The sequence below is a fragment of the Goekera deserti genome, from assembly GCF_010685995.1.
Taxonomy (GTDB): Bacteria; Actinomycetota; Actinomycetes; order Mycobacteriales; family Geodermatophilaceae; genus Goekera; species Goekera deserti.
The window spans coordinates 319,521-338,790 of the sequence record NZ_JAAGWK010000009.1; the positions used below are offsets into that span (position 1 = coordinate 319,521).

General features: G+C 75.1%; 22 protein-coding genes. 6 read left to right on the forward strand and 16 right to left on the reverse strand.

The features are described from left to right. The first annotated feature begins 140 nt into the window (after window positions 1–140). Window positions 141–1,946 (forward strand): hypothetical protein, encoded by a 1,806-nt coding sequence (locus G1H19_RS05875; protein WP_152728624.1) that lies wholly within the window; start codon window positions 141–143, stop codon window positions 1,944–1,946. A gap of 121 nt (window positions 1,947–2,067) precedes the next feature. Further along, the gene (locus G1H19_RS05880; RefSeq protein ID WP_152728622.1) at window positions 2,068–3,990 is read left to right on the forward strand and encodes a hypothetical protein; all 1,923 of its coding nucleotides are present in this window, start codon (window positions 2,068–2,070) and stop codon (window positions 3,988–3,990) included. Between the two features lie 4 nt (window positions 3,991–3,994). Here the strand turns inward: G1H19_RS05880 and glnA are convergent, their stop codons facing one another. Further along, window positions 3,995–5,335, reverse strand: coding sequence for a type I glutamate--ammonia ligase (gene glnA, locus G1H19_RS05885; protein WP_152728620.1), 1,341 nt, complete (start codon window positions 5,333–5,335; stop codon window positions 3,995–3,997). 163 nt (window positions 5,336–5,498) lie between these two features. Beyond that, complete coding sequence (locus G1H19_RS05890) at window positions 5,499–6,683, reverse strand: L,D-transpeptidase (RefSeq protein ID WP_162392583.1); 1,185 nt, start codon at window positions 6,681–6,683, stop codon at window positions 5,499–5,501. A 280-nt stretch (window positions 6,684–6,963) separates the two neighbouring features. On the opposite strand from G1H19_RS05890, the gene panB reads away from it, so the two are divergent. Continuing rightward, window positions 6,964–7,794: a 3-methyl-2-oxobutanoate hydroxymethyltransferase gene (gene panB, locus G1H19_RS05895; protein WP_152728616.1), complete on the forward strand. Its 831-nt coding sequence runs from the start codon at window positions 6,964–6,966 to the stop codon at window positions 7,792–7,794. An 81-nt stretch (window positions 7,795–7,875) separates the two neighbouring features. On the opposite strand, the gene G1H19_RS05900 is transcribed toward panB, so the two are convergent. From G1H19_RS05900 to G1H19_RS05910, 3 genes are all read right to left on the reverse strand, one after another. After that, complete coding sequence (locus G1H19_RS05900; RefSeq protein ID WP_202925834.1) at window positions 7,876–8,751, reverse strand: DNA polymerase beta superfamily protein; 876 nt, start codon at window positions 8,749–8,751, stop codon at window positions 7,876–7,878. Between the two features lie 90 nt (window positions 8,752–8,841). Beyond that, window positions 8,842–9,540: an NADPH-dependent F420 reductase gene (gene npdG, locus G1H19_RS05905; RefSeq protein ID WP_162392584.1), complete on the reverse strand. Its 699-nt coding sequence runs from the start codon at window positions 9,538–9,540 to the stop codon at window positions 8,842–8,844. 97 nt (window positions 9,541–9,637) lie between these two features. Next, window positions 9,638–9,856 carry a hypothetical protein gene (locus G1H19_RS05910; RefSeq protein WP_152728612.1) on the reverse strand — a complete coding sequence of 73 codons (219 nt, stop codon included), beginning with the start codon at window positions 9,854–9,856 and terminating at the stop codon, window positions 9,638–9,640. Window positions 9,857–9,972: 116 nt separating this feature from the next. Between G1H19_RS05910 and G1H19_RS05915 the strand changes: the two genes are divergently transcribed. Further along, complete coding sequence (locus G1H19_RS05915; protein ID WP_152728610.1) at window positions 9,973–11,301, forward strand: M24 family metallopeptidase; 1,329 nt, start codon at window positions 9,973–9,975, stop codon at window positions 11,299–11,301. 243 nt (window positions 11,302–11,544) lie between these two features. Here G1H19_RS05915 and G1H19_RS05920 read toward each other — a convergent pair whose 3' ends face one another. The 10 genes from G1H19_RS05920 to G1H19_RS24420 all read right to left on the reverse strand — a co-directional run bounded on the left by G1H19_RS05920 (window position 11,545) and on the right by G1H19_RS24420 (window position 17,558). Then, window positions 11,545–12,162, reverse strand: coding sequence for a hypothetical protein (locus G1H19_RS05920; RefSeq protein ID WP_152728608.1), 618 nt, complete (start codon window positions 12,160–12,162; stop codon window positions 11,545–11,547). Between the two features lie 147 nt (window positions 12,163–12,309). Beyond that, window positions 12,310–14,538 carry a heavy metal translocating P-type ATPase gene (locus G1H19_RS05925; RefSeq protein ID WP_152729035.1) on the reverse strand — a complete coding sequence of 743 codons (2,229 nt, stop codon included), beginning with the start codon at window positions 14,536–14,538 and terminating at the stop codon, window positions 12,310–12,312. Window positions 14,539–14,591: 53 nt separating this feature from the next. Beyond that, the gene (locus G1H19_RS05930) at window positions 14,592–14,786 is read right to left on the reverse strand and encodes a hypothetical protein (protein ID WP_152728606.1); all 195 of its coding nucleotides are present in this window, start codon (window positions 14,784–14,786) and stop codon (window positions 14,592–14,594) included. 7 nt (window positions 14,787–14,793) lie between these two features. Then, the gene (locus G1H19_RS05935; RefSeq protein ID WP_152728604.1) at window positions 14,794–15,009 is read right to left on the reverse strand and encodes a heavy-metal-associated domain-containing protein; all 216 of its coding nucleotides are present in this window, start codon (window positions 15,007–15,009) and stop codon (window positions 14,794–14,796) included. Window positions 15,010–15,106: 97 nt separating this feature from the next. Beyond that, window positions 15,107–15,388, reverse strand: coding sequence for a metal-sensitive transcriptional regulator (locus tag G1H19_RS05940; protein ID WP_162392587.1), 282 nt, complete (start codon window positions 15,386–15,388; stop codon window positions 15,107–15,109). Between the two features lie 74 nt (window positions 15,389–15,462). Further along, a complete protein-coding gene (locus G1H19_RS05945) occupies window positions 15,463–16,068 on the reverse strand; it encodes a DUF305 domain-containing protein (RefSeq protein ID WP_152728600.1) in 606 nt (201 codons plus the stop codon). Window positions 16,069–16,167: 99 nt separating this feature from the next. Continuing rightward, entirely contained in the window at window positions 16,168–16,596 is a 429-nt protein-coding gene (locus G1H19_RS05950; protein WP_152728598.1) for a ChaB family protein, read from the reverse strand. Window positions 16,597–16,625: 29 nt separating this feature from the next. After that, complete coding sequence (locus tag G1H19_RS05955) at window positions 16,626–17,024, reverse strand: acyl-CoA thioesterase (RefSeq protein WP_162392588.1); 399 nt, start codon at window positions 17,022–17,024, stop codon at window positions 16,626–16,628. 2 nt (window positions 17,025–17,026) lie between these two features. Then, window positions 17,027–17,266 carry a hypothetical protein gene (locus G1H19_RS05960; RefSeq protein ID WP_152728595.1) on the reverse strand — a complete coding sequence of 80 codons (240 nt, stop codon included), beginning with the start codon at window positions 17,264–17,266 and terminating at the stop codon, window positions 17,027–17,029. A gap of 34 nt (window positions 17,267–17,300) precedes the next feature. Beyond that, window positions 17,301–17,558, reverse strand: a complete 258-nt coding sequence (locus G1H19_RS24420) for a DUF2795 domain-containing protein (protein ID WP_162392589.1) — start codon at window positions 17,556–17,558, stop codon at window positions 17,301–17,303. Window positions 17,559–17,732: 174 nt separating this feature from the next. On the opposite strand from G1H19_RS24420, the gene G1H19_RS05970 reads away from it, so the two are divergent. Continuing rightward, window positions 17,733–18,542, forward strand: a complete 810-nt coding sequence (locus G1H19_RS05970) for a helix-turn-helix domain-containing protein (RefSeq protein ID WP_152728592.1) — start codon at window positions 17,733–17,735, stop codon at window positions 18,540–18,542. A 51-nt stretch (window positions 18,543–18,593) separates the two neighbouring features. After that, window positions 18,594–18,995 (forward strand): VOC family protein, encoded by a 402-nt coding sequence (locus G1H19_RS05975; protein ID WP_152728591.1) that lies wholly within the window; start codon window positions 18,594–18,596, stop codon window positions 18,993–18,995. 66 nt (window positions 18,996–19,061) lie between these two features. Here the strand turns inward: G1H19_RS05975 and G1H19_RS05980 are convergent, their stop codons facing one another. Further along, a complete protein-coding gene (locus G1H19_RS05980) occupies window positions 19,062–19,262 on the reverse strand; it encodes a hypothetical protein (protein ID WP_152728589.1) in 201 nt (66 codons plus the stop codon). Window positions 19,263–19,270 lie beyond the last annotated feature (8 nt).

Genomic DNA, 19,270 nt, shown 5'->3' on the forward strand with positions numbered 1-19,270 from the left:
CACCGGCCGCGCGTGCCTACACTCTCGCGGGTCCCGGACCCCGTCAGCGGCCGACCACCACACAGGAGCGGATCATCGCCACCAGCCAGGTCGAGAGAGCCGATCCGCCCGCTGTCGGGCAGGAACCGGCGTGGCGGCGCGTGCTCGGGCGGCTCGGGGAGCTGACCGGGCGGCAGGTCCTGGTCGCCGCGGGGCTGCTGGTGGTCGCCCACCTGGCGGTGCGCGGCTGGATCGCCGCCAGCCGCGACTTCTACGGCGACGACCTCTTGATCGCCGGCCGGGCCGCACTCACGTCCCCGTTCTCCGGCGACTACCTGTTCGGCGACTTCGACGGGCAGTTCATGCCCGGCGCCTTCCTGCTGGCCGGGCTGGTCGACCAGGTGGCGCCACTGCAGTGGTGGCCCGAGGCCGTGGCGCTGGTCGTGCTGGCCGCCCTCGCCGCGCTGGCCGTGCTGCGGCTGCTGCGCACGGTGCTCGGCGACACCCCCCGCCTGCTGCTGCCCCTCGGCTTCTTCCTCTTCTCCCCGCTGAGCCTCGGGCCCTCGGCGTGGTGGGCGTCGGCCATCAACTCGCTGCCGCTGCAGATCGGGTTGGCCTGGTTCGTGGCGGACGCGATCGTGTTCTGCCGCACCGGCCGGAAGCGGAACCTGGCCACCGGCCTGCTCGTGCTGGCGCTCACCTACTGCTTCTACCTGAAGGCCGTGCTCATCGCCCCGCTGGCCTTCGCCACGGTGGCGGTGCTGCTGCTGATGGACGGCGAGCGCCGGGTGCTGCCGGTCGCCTGGCAGCAGGGCCGGCAGCTGTGGCTCGGGTCGATCGCGGTGACGGTGGGCTGGCTGTGGGCCTACCTCGCCGTCGTGCCCTCGGAGTCCGTCGGCTCGGCCACCCCGCGCGACGTCGCCGAGCTGGCGTGGAGCGGGCTGACCGAGGCCGTGCTCCCCGGCCTCGTCGGGGGGCCGTGGCAATGGACGTCCGAGCCGGGCAGCGTGCCGATCGCCGACCCGCCACTGGCCCTGCTGCTGGCGGCGATGGCCCTCGTCGGTGTCGCGGCGTGGCACACCTCGACCACCCGACGGGGCGCCACGGCGGTGTGGGTGCTGGCCGGCCTGCACACCGCGGCCGGGCTGGTGCTGGTCGGCATCGGCCGGGCCGGGGTGATCGACGACAGCATCCCGCCGCTGGCGTTCCGGCACTACGCCGGCGACGCCGTGGCTCTCGCACTCGCCGGTGCCCTGCTGCTGCGCGCCCCGGCCGGCGACCCCGGCCGGGGCCCGGCCCGGGTCGGCTGGACGATGCCCACCGACACCCGGCGCCGGGTGCTCGTGCCGCTGGCGGCCCTGCTGTTCGTGGCCAGCTCGCTGGTGTCCACCGCCACCTACCTCCAGGCCTGGGGCAGCAGCCGGGTCGGCGACTACCTGGCGAACGCACGGTCCTCCCTGGCCGCCGCCGGGAGCGAGCCGCTGCTGGACCAGGCCGTGCCGCCGGACGTGCTGTGGCCCCTGGCCTACCCGAACAACATGGCCTCCCGGGCGCTGGCGGCGCTGCCCGACCGGCCGGAGTTCGTGTCCTCCACCACCGACCTGCGGGTCCTGGACGAGGACGGCGAACTGCGCCCCGGCGTGGTCCAGCCCGGGGTCTTCGTCGCCCCCGGCCCGGTGGAGGACTGCGGCTACCTGCTCGGCCCGGACGACGTCGGGCTCCTGCTGGAGCAGCCGGTCTTCGACTGGGCCTGGACGCTGCAGATCACCTACGTGTCCGACCGGGCCGGCACCCTCGGCATCGCCCTGGGGCTCGGCCAGCCCATCACCGTGCCGATCGCGCAGGGCTCCAACCAGCTCTTCGTCTCCGTCAACGGGGGTGGGGCGGGCCTGCAGCTGACCCGGCAGACCCCCGGGATGGCCCTCTGCGTCACCTCCGGGCTGATCGGGAACGTCGCGCCGGAGTGACCACCGCGGTGCGCCCACCCGTCGACGCCGGTCCCGCCGTGCCGACCGGGCGACTTGCGCTGCGCCCGGACTCGGGGAACCGTGCTGTGTCCCGTCGTCCAACAGCTGGGAGCTCCTCGCGGTGAGCCACACGGTCCTGGCCCAGGAACAGGTCGCGCCACCGACCCCCGCAGCCCCGGGGCGGTCCGTGGCCCGGCAGGTGACCCTGGCCGCCGTCGCCCTCGTGGTGCTGCAGCTGGCCACCCGGGCCTGGGCCGCGTCGGAGAGCTGGTTCTACTACGACGACCTGATCTTCACCGGCCGCGGCGCCAGCTTCCCGCTGACCTCGGCGGACCTGCTGCTGCACGACCAGGACGGCCACCTGATGCCCGGTGGCTTCGCGCTGGCCGCGCTGCTCACCCGGGTGTGGCCCTTCGAGTGGGGGCCGGTGGCGACGTCCATGGTGGTGATGCAGGCGCTGGCCTCGCTGGCCGTGCTGTACCTGCTCCGGGCGCTGCTCGGTTCCCGGCCCGTCCTGCTGCTGCCGCTGACGCTGTACCTCTTCACCCCGCTGACCCTGCCCGGGGCCACCTGGTGGGCGGTCGCGCTCAACACCCTCCCGCTGCAGGCCGGGCTGGCCTGGTTCGTCGCCGCGACGGTGCGCCTGCTGCGCACCGGGCGGGCACGGCACGCCGTCAGCGGCGTGCTCGCGCTGGCCGTCACCGCGGCGTTCAGCGAGAAGGTGCTGTTCGTCGCCCCGCTGGCCGCGCTGGTGGGTGTGCTGCTGCTCCGGCAGGAGGGCGTGCCCTCGCCGCTGCGCGCGGTGCTGCGTCGTGCGCGGCCGCTGTGGCTGGGGTCGCTGGCCGTGCTGGCGGTGTGGGCGGTGCTCTACGTCAGCTCCATCGACCAGGTCGAGCGGCGGCCCAGCTGGCTGAGCCTGGTGCGTGCGGTCAACGACGGCCTGGTGCGCGGCGCGCTCCCGCCGCTGGTGGGCGGCCCGTGGACGTGGGACCGGGTGCCGCCCGGGATGCCGTACGCGGCCCCGTCGCTGCTGCTGGTCGGTGCCGCGATCGTCGTGCTGGTCGCCGCGGTGTCCTGGACGACGCGCCGGCGCCGCGGGGCGGTGGCCGTCTGGTGGCTGGCGGCCGGCTACGTGCTGCTCAGCACCGCCGTCGCCGCACGCGGACGGGTCAGCTCCGACGACGACACCGTCCTGGGGCTGACGCTGCGCTGGTTCCCCGACAGCGCCGTGGTGGTGGCGCTCGCCGTCGCGCTGCTGCTCCAGCTGCCGGCCCGGTCGGCGCCGGACGAGCCGCGCAGGGCACCTGCCGCTGCAGCGCCCGGCGCCACCGAGCGGCTGCTGCCCGACGACTGGCCCCCGCGCGTCTGGGTGCGGGAGCAGCGGGCGCGGATCCGGCGCTCCCGGGCACTGCGGCAGCTGCTGGTCACGGCGGCGGCCACCGCGTTCGTGGCCGGGTCGCTGGCGTCCACGTACACGTTCGCGACGTCCGGCCACGACGACCGCACCCGCGACTACGTCCGGACGGCGACGGCGTCCCTGGCGGCCAGCGACGCGCCGCTGCTGGACCAGGAGGTCCCTGCCGACGTGCTCGGTCCGCTGACCAGCCCGAACAACCTCGCCTCCCAGGTGTTCGCCCCGCTGCCCGGCCCGTCGCGGTTCGCCGACGCCACCGACCGCCTGCAGCTGCTGGACGAGCAGGGCCGGCTGGTGCCGGCGACGGTGACCCCGGTGCTCACCGTGGCACCGGGCCCGGTGCCGGACTGCGGCTGGTACACCGGCGGCGGGTCGCTGGAGGTGCCGCTGAGCGGGAACGCGATCGGGCTGGACTGGACGGTGCAGGTGAACTACCTGACCGACCGGGAGGCCGACGTGTCCGTGGCGCTGGGCGAGGGCCCCGCCGTCCAGACCCGGCTCCCGGCCGGCCTGCAGACCGTCTACCTGCGGCTCACCGGCCCCGGCGACCGACTCCTGGTCACCACCCGCACCCCCGGGGTGCAGATGTGCATCACGTCCGGCGTGCTCGGTGAGGTGCAGCCGGGGTGACCGGCTACAGGCCGGGCAGGTAGCGGCGCAGCTCGAAGGGGGTGACGTTGCGCCGGTAGGAGTCGAACTCCTCGCGCTTGTTGCGCAGGAAGAAGTCGAACACGTGCTCGCCCAGGGTCTCGGCGACCAGCTCGCTGTTCTCCATCGCGGTCAGCGCCTCACCGAGGGACACCGGCAGGTCCTCGTAGCCGGCGGCCCGGCGCTCGGTGTCGGTCAGCGACCAGACGTCGTCCTCGGCCTCGGGGGGCAGCTCGTAGCCCTTCTCGATGCCGCGCAGCCCGGCGGCGAGCAGCACGGCGTAGGTGAGGTAGGGGTTGCACGCGGAGTCCGGTGAGCGGACCTCGACCCGGGCCGAGTTGGCCTTGCTGGGCTTGTAGGACGGCACCCGCACCAGTGCGGAGCGGTTCGCCCGGCCCCAGGTGGCGGCGGTCGGCGCCTCCGTGCCGGCCAGCAGCCGCCGGTAGGAGTTGACGGTCTGGTTGGTGACCGCCGTCATCTCCCGGGCATGGTGCAGCAGGCCGGCGATGAACTGCTTGCCCGTGGTGGACAGCTTCAGCGGGTCGGCCGGGTCGTGGAAGGCGTTGCGGTCGCCCTCGAACAGCGACAGGTGGGTGTGCATCGCGGAGCCCGCGAGGTCGGTGAACGGCTTGGGCATGAAGGTGGCGTGCACGCCCTGGGCGAGCGCCACCTCCCGCACCACGTGCCGCAGCGTCATGATGTTGTCCGCCATGGACAGCGCGTCGGCGTACCGCAGGTCGATCTCCTGCTGGCCGGGGGCGACCTCGTGGTGGCTGAACTCCACCGAGATGCCCATCGCCTCCAGCGCGAAGACGGCCTCGCGGCGGAAGTCGTGCGCGACGTTGTGCGTGGACAGGTCGAAGTAGCCCCCGACGTCGGCCGGCTCCGGCGGCGTGCCGTCGCTGGGCAGGTCCTTGAGCAGGAAGAACTCGATCTCGGGGTGGGTGTAGAAGGTGAAGCCCATGTCAGCGGCCTTGCCGAGTGCCCGGCGCAGCACGTGCCGCGGGTCGGCCCAGGCGGGCGAGCCGTCGGGCTGGGTGATGTCGCAGAACATCCGCGCGGTGTCGCTGGCGCCGCCGTTGGCCGAGGGCATCACCTGGAAGGTGCCCGGGTCGGGCTTGGCGAGCATGTCGGACTCGAAGACGCGGGCGAAGCCCTCGATCGCCGAGCCATCGAACCCGATGCCCTCGGCGAAGGCCGCCTCGATCTCGGCCGGCGCGACCGCGACGGCCTTGAGGTACCCCGACACGTCGGTGAACCACAGCCGCACGAAGCGGATGTCGCGCTCCTCGAGGGTGCGCAGGACGAACTCCTGCTGCCTGTCCATGGTCGCCATGATCGCGTTCCCTCGTGTCGGTCGTGTAAAGCACCCCCAGCCTGCCTCGTCCGGGTGGGGGCTGGCGAGTGGACGTGCCGCGGGTCGCCCCGGACGGGGCACCTCGGGTCTGGTGAGCGCAGCCGGCCCGGTGGGCCCGGCCGCGGTCGTCGGTTCAGGCGGCGGGCTGCGGCAGGGCCGAGCCGGCCAGCCACTGGTCCCACGTCGTGTTCCAGTCGCCGAAGCCGTCCCACGTCTGCAGCCGCGGACCGGCACCGGCCACCTCGACGACGTCGCCGCGGCCGAAGTTCTCGTAGAACCAGCCGGCATTCGCCACCGAGACGTTGAGGCAGCCGTGCGAGACGTTGCGCCGGCCCTGGTCGCCGACCGACCACGGGGCGCCGTGCACGAAGATGCCGGAGTTCGACAGCCGGGAGGCGTACCGGACCGGCGTCTCGTAGCCGTCCGGGGAGTCGGCCGGGACGCCGTAGGTGGCCGAGCGCATCGTGTAGTCCCGGTGCTGGGACATGACCACGTAGGTGCCGCTGGGGGTGGGGCTGGAGGCCTTGCCCAGCGACGTCGGCATGGTCTTCACCAGCTGGTCGTCGACGTAGAGCCGGAGCTGGAGCTCGTCGGCGTCCACCACGCCTACCTTCTTCGCGCCGATGTCGAACTCGACGTGCCGGTCGGCCTGCCCGGAGACACCGTCGCCCATCGGGACGCCGTAGGTGTCGACGTCCACCACCACGTGCGTGCGTGCCGGCCAGTAGTCCCGCGGGCGGTAGTGCACCGCGCGGTCACCCACCCAGGACCAGGCGCCGACCACCGGCGGGGTCGTGGTGACGCGCAGCGCGCGCTCGACCGCCGCCCGGTCGGTGACGTCCTCGTCGAAGGTGACGGTGATCGGCTGGCCGACGCCCACCACCGGGGTGTCCTCGTCGGGGAACACCGAGGGCATGGCGAGCGTGCGCGGGGTGACGGTGCCGACCGAGCCGGACACCTCCACCGGGGTGCCCTCGACGTTGCGGGCGGAGGCCTGCACCGCGTAGCTGGTGCCGTACGCCAGCGGCTCGCTGGCGGTCCAGGAGCGGTTGTCTGGGCTCGTCGTGCCGGGCAGCGGGGTGCCGTCGGCAGCGGTGACGGTGACGGCGGTGAGGTCGCCGTTGCCCGCCTTGACCACCAGCGGCGTCACCGGGGCGACGTCCCGGGCACCCAGCGGCGGGTCGGTGCTGATCACCGCGGCCGGCACCGGCCGGGCGGTGGCCAGTGGGGCGGCGTCCGGGGTGGGGGCGGCGGTGGCCTCGGCCCCGGCCTGGCAGGCCGGCAGCAGCAGCACGGCCAGCAGCGCGACGCAGGCCACTAGCCGTCGGGACCTGCGGGCCGGCCACGGCCGTGGACCCCGGTTCAGCTGCTCGACCATCGTGGACTCCTGGTGCTCAGAGTTCTGGTGCTCAGAGTTGTGCCTGTTCTGCCGGCTCCGCCACAGATGATGACAGCCCCGGACACCCGCCCGGACTGCCGCCTCCCCGGCGCGCCCTCCCACCGACCACACTGGCACGCGTGAGCGTCCAGCAGTCCCACCCGTCACCACGACGTGTGCGCCCGACCACCCGCCCGCCCCTGCCTGAAGGAGCCCACGCATGACCGAGTCCGTCCTCTACGGCGGCACGTCGACGGCGCGGGTGCGCACGGTGCACCTGCAGCAGGCCAAGGAGCGCGGCGAGCGGTGGGCGATGCTCACCGCCTACGACTCCTACGCCGCGCAGGTGTTCGAGGAGGCCGGCATCCCGGTGCTGCTGGTGGGCGACTCGGCGGGCAACGTCGTGCTGGGGCACACGTCCACCGTGCCGGTGACGGTCGAGGACCTGCTGCTGATGACGAAGGCGGTCACCCGGTCGACCCGGCGCGCCCTGATCGTGGCCGACCTGCCGTTCGGCAGCTACGAGTCCGGCCCGCAGCAGGCGTTCGACACCGCCGTCCGGTTGATGAAGGAGGGCGGCGCGCAGGCGGTGAAGCTGGAGGGCGGTGCCCGGGTGGCGCCGCAGATCCGGCTGCTCAGCCAGTCGGGGATGCCGGTGATGGCGCACATCGGGTTCACGCCGCAGAGCGAGAACACCCTGGGCGGCTTCCGGGTGCAGGGCCGGGGCGCGGGCGCCGAGCAGCTGCTGGCCGACGCGCACGCGGTGCAGGAGGCCGGTGCGTTCGCCGTGGTGATGGAGATGGTGCCGGCCCCGATCGCCGCCCAGGTCACCGCGGAACTGAGCATCCCGACCATCGGCATCGGCGCGGGGGTGGGCTGCGACGCCCAGGTGCTGGTCTGGCCGGACATGGCCGGCATGACCGCCGGCCGGGTGCCGCGCTTCGTGAAGAGGTACGCCGACCTGCGCGGTGAGCTGCTGCGCGCGGCCCAGGAGTTCGCCACCGAGGTGCGGGACGGCACCTTCCCGGCCGCCGAGCACGCCTTCGAGTGACGACCGGCGGCCGGGCCCCGGGGCCCGACCCTGGGTCCGGGCCGGGCCGGGCCCCGGCCCGGAGTCGGGTCGGCCGGCGGGTCAGCTCGCCCATGCCCGCTGGTAGCCGCGGTGCAGCCAGTCGTCCACCCACGCCCGGTCCGGCTCGGGCGGGACGTCGGCGGAGGTCTGCAGCCGCACCAGCGCCGCCTCGGCCTCGGCGACCTCGGCGACCACCTCGGCCAGCGGCACCTCACCGCGCCGGACGGCACGCAGCCGGGACAGGCCGGGTTCGGGCACCGGCAGCGTGATCCGGCCGGTGCCGAGCAGCTCGACGCCCTGCAGGCCCAGCCGCAGCGCGTGCATGGCGTACTTCGTGTCGTAGCCGTGCACCGCCACCAGCTCGGGCCGGTTGGTGTGCGCCCCGACCTCGCCGGTCATCGCCGCGCGCTGCGCCTGCAGGTAGCCCAGGAAGCGGGCCGCGGCCTGCCGGGAGACCAGGCGGTGCGCCCCGGCCACCAGCTCGGCGCCGACCTCGTCCCGGTGCACCACCTCGGCGTCGGGCACGAACAGCAGCAGGAGCACGGTCGGGTTGCCGCCGAGGGCCAGCCGGGCCCACTTCCGGGCCGAGTACACGACGACCTCGAGGTCGCCGGCGCCGGAGCGGTTGGCCAGCCCGCCGGGTGCGTCCCAGACGGTGTGCCGCTGGTACTGCTCGAACTCCACGGTGGCGGTCGCCGACCGGCCCGCGGGCACCCGGGCGAGGCCGGTCACGAAGCGGGCGGGCTCGAAGCAGATGCCCATCTCGTCCCGGTCGTCCTGACCGCCCACCGACGTGCCGTGCACGCCGGAGCCGACCTGGACGCGCAGCACGGTGCCCTGCTCGGCGATGCGGCGGGCCTGCTCGGAGGCGTGCGGGTGGTCGAAGCCGGGCGGCAGCGAGGTGTCACCGCGGATCACGCGGACGGGGCCGGTCACCGGCACACCGTGCCAGCAGCGGCGACGTCCGTCAGCTGGATTGCGCAGGCAGGTGGACGGGCCCCGGGGACGCGCTCGCCGCGTCCCCCCTCACACGTCGGTGACGCGGATGCCGGCGTGCACCTTGTACCGGCGGTTGACCGACACCAGGTTGATCGTCAGCGCCTCGACCTGGCGGGCGTTGCGCAGCCGGCCCGCGTACACCCCGCGCATGCCGGGCAGCCGGCCGGCGAGGGCCTGCACCAGGTCGGTGGCGGCGCGCACGTCGCCGACGACCATGACGTCGCCCTCCAGGGTGGGGTGCGACAGGTCCTCCAGGGACACCGCGGACAGGTGGTGGAACGCGCCCACGACCTGGCTGTCCGGCAGCAGCGCCGCCGCCTGCTGGGTGACGCTGCCCTCGGCGACGTCGAGCACGTACGCGCCGAGCTCGTCGAAGCCCATCGGCACCACGCAGTCGATGACGACCTTGCCGGCCAGCGAGCCGGCCAGCTCGGTGAGCAGCTCGGCGTGCCCGGCGAACGGGACGGCCACGATGACCAGGTCGGCTGCTCCCGCGACGTCGGCGTTGGAGCCGCCGGTGACCGACACCTGCACGCCGTCGGCGGCGGCGGTGGCCGCCCGGGCGGCGACGGTCGCGGCCACCTCGGCGGCCCGCTCGGCGTCCCGGGAGCCCAGCAGCACCCGCTGTCCGGCCGAGGCGAGCCGCACCCCGAGGCCGCGGCCCTGCGGCCCGGTGCCGCCCAGCACACCGACGACGAGGTCTTCCACCGGACGTTCGCTGGTCACATCGACTCCTGTTCCGTGCCGCCCGCCGGCCGGGGGCGCCGCACCTCCGATCATGCCCCGGGGCCCGGTCGCCTCCACCGGCCGGGGCACAGGCCGGTCAGCGGTCGCCCTGCCCCCCGCCCTGCCCCCGGATCCCGCCCTGTGCCCAACGCCGGTCCTCGGCGTCCTGCTGGGCGTTGCGCTCGGCGACCGTGGACAACGCCTGCTCCGCCTCGGCCTGGGTGGCGTAGGGGCCGAGGCGGTGCCGCTCGGCGCAGCCGTCCTTGGGCTCCACGGTGTGGTGCTTGAGGCAGAAGAAGAACGGTCCCTGCGGCATCGGGCGGACCTCCGGGTCGGGGCGGTGACACCCCAGCGTGGCACCCGTGCGGCCGGGTCGCCCGTCCGCGGGACGCTCACCGGGTGCCGCGGGCGCCGATCTGCTTTCCTGCCTGCATGGGCACGACGACGGTGCAGACCAGCGCCACCTCACTCCACCGGCTCCCCGCACCCCTGCCCCTCCGCCAGCAGGCCGACGTCCGCGACCGCTGGCTGACCCAGCGCGTGCTGGACCTGCTGCCGGACCTGATGGACCGGGCCGGCATCGACCTGTGGATCGTGGTGGGGCGGGAGTACAACGAGGACCCGGTGCTGCCCACGATGCTGCCGGCCACCTGGCTGTCCGCCCGGCGGCGCACGATCCTGGTGCTGCACCGCAGCGACGACGGCGTGTGCCCGATGGCGGTGTCCCGGTACCCGGTCGGCCAGTTCGTCGCCGCCTGGGACGCCGACGAGTTCCCCGGCGCGAGCCCCGAGCAGTCGCAGTGGGCGGCGGTGCGGCGCATCGTCGAGCAGGCCGACCCGCGGGCCGTCGGCGTCGACGTGTCGGCCACCTTCGCCCTGGCCGACGGGCTGTCGCACACCGAGCACCGGCTGCTCACCGAGGCACTGGGCCCCTACGCCGAGCGCATGGTGCCGGCCGAGCAGCTGGCGGTGCGGTGGCTGGAGACGCGGCTGCCCGAGGAGATCGACGCCATGCACGGCCTCAACGCCCTCGCCCACCGGGTGATCGCCGAGGCCTACTCCCCTGCCGTCATCCAGGTCGGGACGACGACGGCGCTGGACGTGGCCTGGTGGATCCGGCAGCGCTTTCACGACCTCGGCGTGGAGCCGTGGTTCCAGCCGACGGTGGGGCTGCAGCGCGCCGGCTGCCCGCTGGCCGACGAGCGGGGCACGGTGCTGCCCGGGGTGCCCTACGACGCCGTGGTCCAGCCGGGCGACCTGGTGCACTGCGACGTGGGCCTCACCAGCCTGGGGCTCAAGACCGACACTCAGCGCAACGGCTACGTGCTGCGCCCGGGCGAGACCGCGCCGCCGGCCGGGCTGGTGGCGGCGATGGCCGTGGGCAACCGGATGCAGGACCTGACCACCGCTGCCTTCGCCGTCGGCCGCACCGGCAACGAGGTGCTGGCCGCGGCGCGGGCGGCAGCGGCCGCCGAGGGCATCGCCGGTGACGTCTACTCCCACCCGGTGGGCTTCCACGGGCACGCGGCCGGCCCGACCATCGGCATGTGGGACGCCCAGGACGGCATCCCGGGCACCGGTGACCACCCGCTGCACCCGGACACGGTCTACGCGCTGGAGCTGTGCGTGCGCGTCCCGGTCGCCGAGTGGGACGGGCAGCTGGTGCGGATGGCCCTGGAGCAGGGCATCGCCTTCACCGACCGCGGCGTGGAGTACCTCGACGGCCGGCAGACCGACCTCCTGCTGATCCCCTCCTCCTGACCCACCCCCGGGCGGCCACTGCCGCGGGAAGGGCCGTCCTCGGGCGGCCACTTCCGCGGGAAGGGCCGTCCTCGAGCGGCCACTTCCGCGGGAAGGGCCCGACCTCGAGCGGCCACTTCCGCGGGAAGGGCCGTCCTCGAGCGGCCACTTCCGCGGAAACGGCCCGACCTCGGGCGGCCACTTCCGCGGGAAGGGCCGTCCTCGAGGGGCCACTTCCGCGGGAATGGCCAGAGGGGGGTGGGGTCAGGGGGTGGCGAAGAGGGCGGACTCGTAGTCGAAGCCCGGCTGCACCTCGAGCACGAGGTCGGCAGGGTCGGCGACGCCGTAGGCGACGGTGAAGGTGACGTCGCGGCCCGGGAGCAGGGTGGTGTCCGGGGAGCCGCCCACCTCGCCGTCGTAGACCTCATCCTGCTCCCGGCCGCCGCTCTGCAGCGAGGTCAGGAAGATCGTGGGCTCGAAGTTCGCCGTGGTCCCGTTGGTGATCGTCACGTCGAAGGCGACGTAGGCGGCCGGCGGCGGCTCGGGCACCAGCGCGTACTCGCCCGGGGTGTAGGGCCGGGCCGGGCTGATGGTGACGGCGAGGCCGTCCTCCCACTCGTAGGTGTCACCGAAGGCGGCGGTGCCGGAGCCGGCCTCGGCCGGGTCGGAGGTGGGCGCGGGGTCCGAGGGGCTGGGCGAGCTGCTCTCCTCGGCGTCCTCGGCGTCCTCGCTGGCCGAGGCCGCGGCCTCGGAGGCCGAGGAGGCGGCCGAGTCCGCGGCGTCCTCCTGGCGGGCGATGGTGCCGGCCGTCTCCGAGCCACAGGCCGAGAGCCCGATCAGGACGGCGGCGGTGGCGCCGGCGATCCGGGCGGTCGTGGTCAAGCGCATGAGGGTTCCTCGCGGGTCGGCGGTGTGGCCTGCGACGGTAGGCCAGCAGAGGTACCGCACAGTCCGATCGCGTGGACCCGCACCCCCAAAGGAGGACCGCCCCGCACCCGGCGGCCGGCGTCGGGCCGGCCGCCGGGTGGCTCAGCTGCCCGCGAGGGGTGCGAAGCGCCGCAGCCGCAGGCTGTTGGTGACGACGAAGACGCTGGACAGCGCCATCGCCGCGCCGGCGATCATCGGGTCGAGCAGCCCGGCCGCGGCGAGCGGGATGGCCGCCACGTTGTAGGCGAACGCCCAGAACAGGTTGCTGCGGATCACCGACAGGGTGCGCCGGGCCAGTCGGATGGCGTCGGCCGCCGCACGCAGGTCACCGCGCACCAGAGTCAGGTCGCTGGCCTCGATGGCCACGTCGGTGCCAGTGCCCATGGCCAGGCCGAGGTCGGCCTGGGCGAGCGCGGCGGCGTCGTTGACCCCGTCGCCGACCATGGCCACGGTCCGGCCCTGCGCCTGCAGCCGCCGCACGACGTCGGCCTTCTCGGCCGGCAGCACGTCGGCGACGACCTCGTCGATGCCCACCTCGGCCGCCACGGCGCGGGCCACGACGGCGTTGTCGCCGGTGAGCAGCACCGGGCTCAGCCCCAGCGCGCGCAGCCGGCGCACGGCCTCGGCGCTGGTCGGCCTGACGGTGTCGGCGACCACGAGCAGCCCGCAGGCGACGCCGTCCACCGCGACCGCCACCACGGTGGCGCCCCGCTGCTGGGCGTCGGCGTGCGCCCGCTCCAGGTCGGCCGGCAGCGGTGCGAACCGCTCGGCGAGCAGCCGCGGCCGCCCGACGAGCACCGCGTGCGCGCCGGTGCCGTCGGTGACGACGCCCTGCACGCCGAGGCCCTCCAGGGCGGCGAACCCGCTGACGGCGGGCAGGTCGCCGACGCGTTCCCGGGCGCCGGTGGCGACGGCGCGGGCGATGGGGTGCTCGCTGGCGTCCTCCAGGGCACCGGCCAGCCGGAGCACCCGGTCAGGGTCGACCCCGGCGCCGGCGACGACGTCGACCAGCGCCATCGCGCCGGTGGTGACGGTGCCGGTCTTGTCCAGCACCACGGTGTCCACCCGCCGGGTGCTCTCCAGCACCTCCGGGCCCTTGACCAGGATGCCGAGCTGGGCGCCGCGGCCGGTGCCCACCATCAGCGCGGTGGGCGTGGCGAGCCCGAGCGCGCACGGGCAGGCGATGATCAGGACGGCGACCGCGGCGGTGAACGCCGCCTCGGCGCCACCGCCGGCGCCGAGCCAGAAGCCCAGCGTGGCGACGGCGAGGGCGATCACGACGGGCACGAAGACCCCGGACACCCGGTCGGCCAGCCGCTGCACCTGGGCCTTGCCGTTCTGCGCGTCCTCGACCAGCCGGGCCATCTGGGCCAGCTGGGTGTCGGCGCCGACCCGGGTGGCGCGCACGACCAGTCGGCCGCCGACGTTCACGGTGGCCCCGGTGACGGCGTCGTCCACGCCGACCTCGACCGGCACCGACTCGCCGGTGACGGCGGCGGCGTCGACGGCGGAGCTGCCCTCGACCACGACGCCGTCGGTGGCGATCTTCTCCCCCGGCCGGACGACGAACCAGGTGCCGACGGTCAGCTCCTCGACCGGGACGCGCTGCTCGACCCCGCCGCGCAGCACGGCGACGTCCTTGGCGCCCAGCTCGAGCAGCGCGCGCAGCGCGGCACCGGAGCGGCGCTTGGCCCGCGCCTCGGCGTAGCGACCGGCCAGGACGAAGGTGGTCACCCCGGCGGCGGCCTCGAGGTAGACGTTGCCCGCCCCGGACCCGCGCTGCACGCTGAAGCTGAACGCGTGCGTCATGCCGGTGACGCCGGCCGTGCCCAGGAACAGGGCGTAGAGCGACCAGCCGAACGCGGCCAGGGTGCCCACCGAGACCAGCGTGTCCATCGTCGAGGTGCCGTGGCGCAGGTTGGTCCAGGCCGAGCGGTGGAACGGCCAGGCCCCCCACACCACCACGGGCGCGGCGAGGGTCAGCGACAGCCACTGCCAGTTCGGGAACTGCAGCGCCGGGACCATCGCCAGGACGACGACCGGCAGGCTCAGCGCGGCACTGACCAGCAGCCGCCGGCGCAGCGCGGCGATCGGGTCCTCCGCGGTCGGCTCGGCGTCGCCGGACGCGGCGGCCCGGGGCGGGGCCGGCACGGTGGCGGTGTACCCGGCGGCCTCGATGGTGGCGACGAGGTCGGCGGTGGACAGCTCCGGCGCGGCGTCCGGGCCGAGGGTGACGGTGGCCTTCTCGGTGGCGTAGTTGACCGTCGCGGTGACCCCGGGCAGCTTGTTCAGCTTGCGCTCCACCCGGTTGGCGCAGGACGCGCAGGTCATGCCACCGATCACCAGCTGCACCGGCGGCGCGGCGGTCGGCCGGGTCGGCGCGCTCACGGCGTGTGTCCCGTGGAGTGGCCCGTCGTGTGCTGGCCGGCCGGCTCGTCGACGGGACCCACGGCCGCGCCGACGCCGGTGGCGGCGGCGAAGACGACCAGCAGGCCCAGGACGAAGCCGCCGATCCGGGCCGGGACGCCGATGCCGTCGAGGGTCGGCCTGGTCCGGCCGGTGTCCGGGGTCGGGTTCACGGCCGGCTCACGACGAGGCGGAGGTCAACTGGTAGCCGGCCTCCTCCACCGCGCCGCGGACGGCGGACTCGGGCAGCGGCTCCTGGCTGGTGACGACGACCGCGCCGGTGGGCAGGTCGACCTGCACCTCCTGGACGCCGTCGAGCTCGGACAGCTCCTCGGTGACGCTGGTGACGCAGTGACCGCAGGTCATGCCGGTGACGGTGTAGGTGGCGGTGTTCATGGCCGGTCTCCTCCGGTGTGGGGCCGCCGGTGGGCGGCCGGGTGCTGGGAACGGGTGCTGGGAACGGGTGCCGGGAACGGGTGGTCCGCGCCGCGGGTCAGCTGCGGACCAGGCGGGCGATGGCGTCGGCGGCCTCGCGCAGCTTGGCCTCCTGCTCGGCGCCGCCGACCCGGGCGGCCTCGACCATGCAGTGCGCCATGTGGTCCTCGAGCAGGCCCAGGGCCACCGACTGCAGCGCCTTGGTCGCCGCCGACACCTGGGTGAGGACGTCGATGCAGTACGTGTCCTCCTCGACCATCCGCTGCAGCCCGCGCACCTGGCCCTCGATGCGGCGCAACCGCTTCAGCTGGTCGTCCTTGGAACTCGCGTACCCGACCACGTGCAACCCCCTGCTCTCGGACGACGCACCCGAGGGTACCCCTACCCCCCAGGGGTATTAAGCCGTCTCCGGGGTCAGCGGTCGACGGCGGCGAGCAACCGCTCCATCTCGGCGATCTCGGCGTCCTGGGTGGCGGCGATCCCGGTGGCCATGTCCACCGCGTCGGCGAACTCGCCGTCCTCGATCTCGGCGCGCGCCATCGTGACCGCCCCGGTGTGGTGCTCGATCATCTGGTCGAGGAACAGCCGGTCGAACTCGGGTCCGGACGCTGCCTCCAGGGCCGCGGTGTCCTGGTCGGTCATCATGCCGTCGGCGCCGCCGTGGCCGGAGTCGCCGTGGTCCACCCCGGCCATGCCGTCGCCGGACGGGACGTCCTGGCCCCAGTCGGCGAGCCAACCGGTGAGGACGTCGATCTCCGGCTCCTGACCCGCGGCGATGCGCGAGGCCAGGTCCAGGACGGCAGGGTCCTGGCTGCGGCCGTCGGCGAGGCCGGCCATCTCGACCGCCTGCTGGTGGTGGGGCAGCATCGCCTGGGCGAAGGTGACGTCGGCCTCGGCGACCCCGGCCGGCCGGCTGCTCGAGGCCGCGGGCGCGTCCTGCCCCGCCGAGCAGCCGGTGAGCAGCAGACCGCCGGTCACGACGGCGGCGGCCAGGCGGGCGGCGAGCGTGGTGCGGGTCATGCGGACCTCCGGGGATGACGGCGGGACGGGCAGCGACCACGACCGTCCCTGTACCCCCCCAGGGTATGCCGGATCCGGCGGGCCGTCGTGGCCCCACGCTCAGTCGGCCTCGCGGGCCCGGCGGGTCGCCCGGTCGTTGCTGCGCTGCAGGGCCTCGACCAGCTCGTCCTTGCTCATCGACGACCGGCCCGCGATGCCGGCGTCGGTGGCCAGCTCGTAGAGGTGGCGCTTGGTCGCGTGCGCGTCGACGCCGCCGGAGGTGAGCCGGTCGTCGTCGGCGCCGCCTTCCGCGTGCGCGTCGGAGGGGCCCTTCTCGTCCTTGGGCTCCCAGTGGTCACCGACCTTCTCGTAGCTGTGCTTGACCGCCGACCAGGCGACCCGGGCGGCGCGCTGCCCGTCGCCGTCGTAGGACTCCTCGGCCGCGTCGTGCGCCTTGGCGAAGGTGCGCTGGGCCTTCTCCTCCGAGCGCAGCAGCGTGCTGGGCAGTTCGTCCTCGATCGGCTTCCCGCTCGTCGTGGTCTTCGGCATGGCCCGGCGTTACCCCTGCGCCCGGGCCGTCACTCCAGATACGTCGTCCAGAAGGCGCGCTCGTCCTCGGTGAACGGGCGGGAGGAGTCGGTCTCGAAGTCGAAGGCGACCAGCACCGCGACGGCGGACAGTGCGACGTGCGCGTCCTGGCGCAGGTCCTGCTGCAGGGTGACCGACTTCGTGCCCAGCCGGGTCACCCAGGTCTCCACCTGCACGTGCTCGTGCGGGCGGTAGTACAGCTGGCGCAGGTAGTCGACCTCCAGCCGGCGCAGGATGAACCCGCCTCCGCGGACGCCACCGTCCACCACCGGCTCGGAGGTCATCGCCACCCGGGCGTCCTCGACCAGGCTCAGCGCGCGGGCGTGGTTGAGGTGGCCCAGCATGTCCGGGTCGGACCACCGCAGCTGGACCGGGTGCTGGTGCCGCACGGTCAGACCGTGTCCTCGGAGCGGCGGTGGCCGCCCTGGGCGTCGTCGGGGTCGGCGTGCTCGGTGCGCTCCTCGGACTCGGCCAGGATGGCGGCGGCCTGCACCTCGGGGTCCAGCGTGCCGCCGACCGCCCCGCCGTCGTCGACCGAGGTCTCCTCCGGGAGCAGCCGGGCGCGGGCGTGCACGTTCTCCTCGGTGAGGTTGGCGAGCGCCTCGGGGCTGGGGTCCTTGTGGGTGGTCATGGGACCTTCCTACCGCCAGCCCCGAGAGCGTGCCTCAGAAGCGGTGCTGCTCGGTCCCGATGCCGAGGGCCACGGCGACCTCCTGCACGTTCTGGAACTGCTGGCCGGCGGGCAGGCGCTGCAGCTGCCCGAGCACGGCGCCGGGTGCGCCGTCGGAGGTCGCCTTGGCGACGAGGGCGTCCCGGTCGGCCGGCCACACCTCCTTGCCCAGGTGCTCGGCGAGGGCGGTGCGGTGGTCGATGTCGGACTGGTCCACGCCCGGGGAGGTGGCGGACTGGTGGGGGTCGGTCACGGGTGTCTCCTGGTGGTCGGTGAGCGGATGGTCGGCGGGTGCCCTGCGGGTGTGGGGCGGCCGCCGGCGCGCCACTCGCTCCGGTACCCGGGGTCGCCGTCCGCACACCCGGGCGTCCGGCCGGCCCGCACCGGTCTTCCCCGACGGGGGGCGGGTGGGCCACCATCTGCCGGCATGACCGTGGTGGACGAGTGGGTGCGGCGCCGGCCCGCGCCGCCGCTGCGCCGGCACGTGGGCTGGTACTCCGGCTGGCGGCAGGACGGCGTGGCCCCGGCGGTGCACCGGGGCCTGCCGTCCCCGTGGCTCACGCTGATCATCACGGTCGACGAGCCCCTGCAGGTGCGCGAGCACCCGGACCCGGCGCAGCCGGCGGGCACCTTCGACACGCTGCTCGGCGGGCTGCACACCCGGCCGGCGCTGGTCGCGCACGGCGGGCGGCAGGCCGGGGTGCAGCTGGCCCTGCACCCGCTGGGCGCGCGGGCACTGCTGGGGCTGCCGGCCGGCGAGCTCGCCGGGCGCGACCTGCCCGCCGACGCCGTCCTCGGGCCGGCGGCCCACGAGCTGCACGAGCGGCTCGCCGCGGCACCGTACTGGGCGGCACGCTTCGCCGCCGTGGACGACGTCCTGCTGCGCCTGCTCCGCCACCCGGCGCCCGACGCCGACCTGGCCCTGGCGTGGGAGCTGCTGCTCCGCGGCGCGGGGGTCGGGGCCGTCGCCCACGAGCTCGGCTGGAGCCCCCGCCGGCTGTCGGCCCGGTTCGCCGTGGACGTGGGCCTGTCGCCGCGGACGACGGCCCGGGTGGCCCGCTTCCACCGCGCCCGCTGGCAGCTGCAGCGCTCGCCCCGAGCGCCCCTGGCCGGGCTGGCGGTGGGGTGCGGGTTCTACGACCAGGCGCACCTGGCCCGGGAGTTCCGCGCGCTCGCCGGCCTGTCCCCCACCCGCTGGCTGGCCGAGGAGCTGCGCGCCCCGCCGGCGGAGGGCTGAGCCCGCCGATCCGTCCAAGACCGGCCCCGGGGCCGGCGGGATGCTGGGGGCATGAGCACCCCGCCCCCGCCCCAGGTCTGGCCCACGCTGCGCGCCCGCGACGCCCACGCGCTGATCCGCTTCCTCGTCGACGCGTTCGGCTTCGAGGCGACCGCGGTGTACCCCGACGGCGACCTGGTGGCGCACGCGCAGCTGTCCTGGCCGCCCGGCGGCGGCGTCATGCTCGGGTCGGTGCGGCCGGCGGACACCGACCGGTGGGCACTGGAGCCGGGCACCTGCGGGGTGTACGTGGTCACCGACGACCCGGACGGCCTGTTCGCCCGGGCGACGGCGGCCGGCGCCGAGGTGCTGCAGGAGCCGTACGACACCGACCACGGCTCGCGGGACTTCGCCGTCCGGGACCCGGAGGGCAACCGGTGGTCCTTCGGCACCTACCGGGGCGAACCCCGGTAGGTGCCGCGCGGTGCTCGGCGGCCCCGGCCCGGCGGTGCACCGGCCCCAGGCGGAGCGCAGGCGCGGTCAGCGGGCGGCGGGCACGCTCTCCAGGAGCGTGAGGACGACGTCGCTGGAGAGGCCGGCGCCGATGCCGGCGACGGCCAGCACGGCGGCGAGCCCGACGGACAGGCCGTACACCAGGGCGGGCACCGCGGGTCGCTCGGCGTCCAGCCGCTGCTGGGCGGTACACACCAGCGAGGCACCGAGGGCGGCGGGTGAGGTCACGGTGGGCT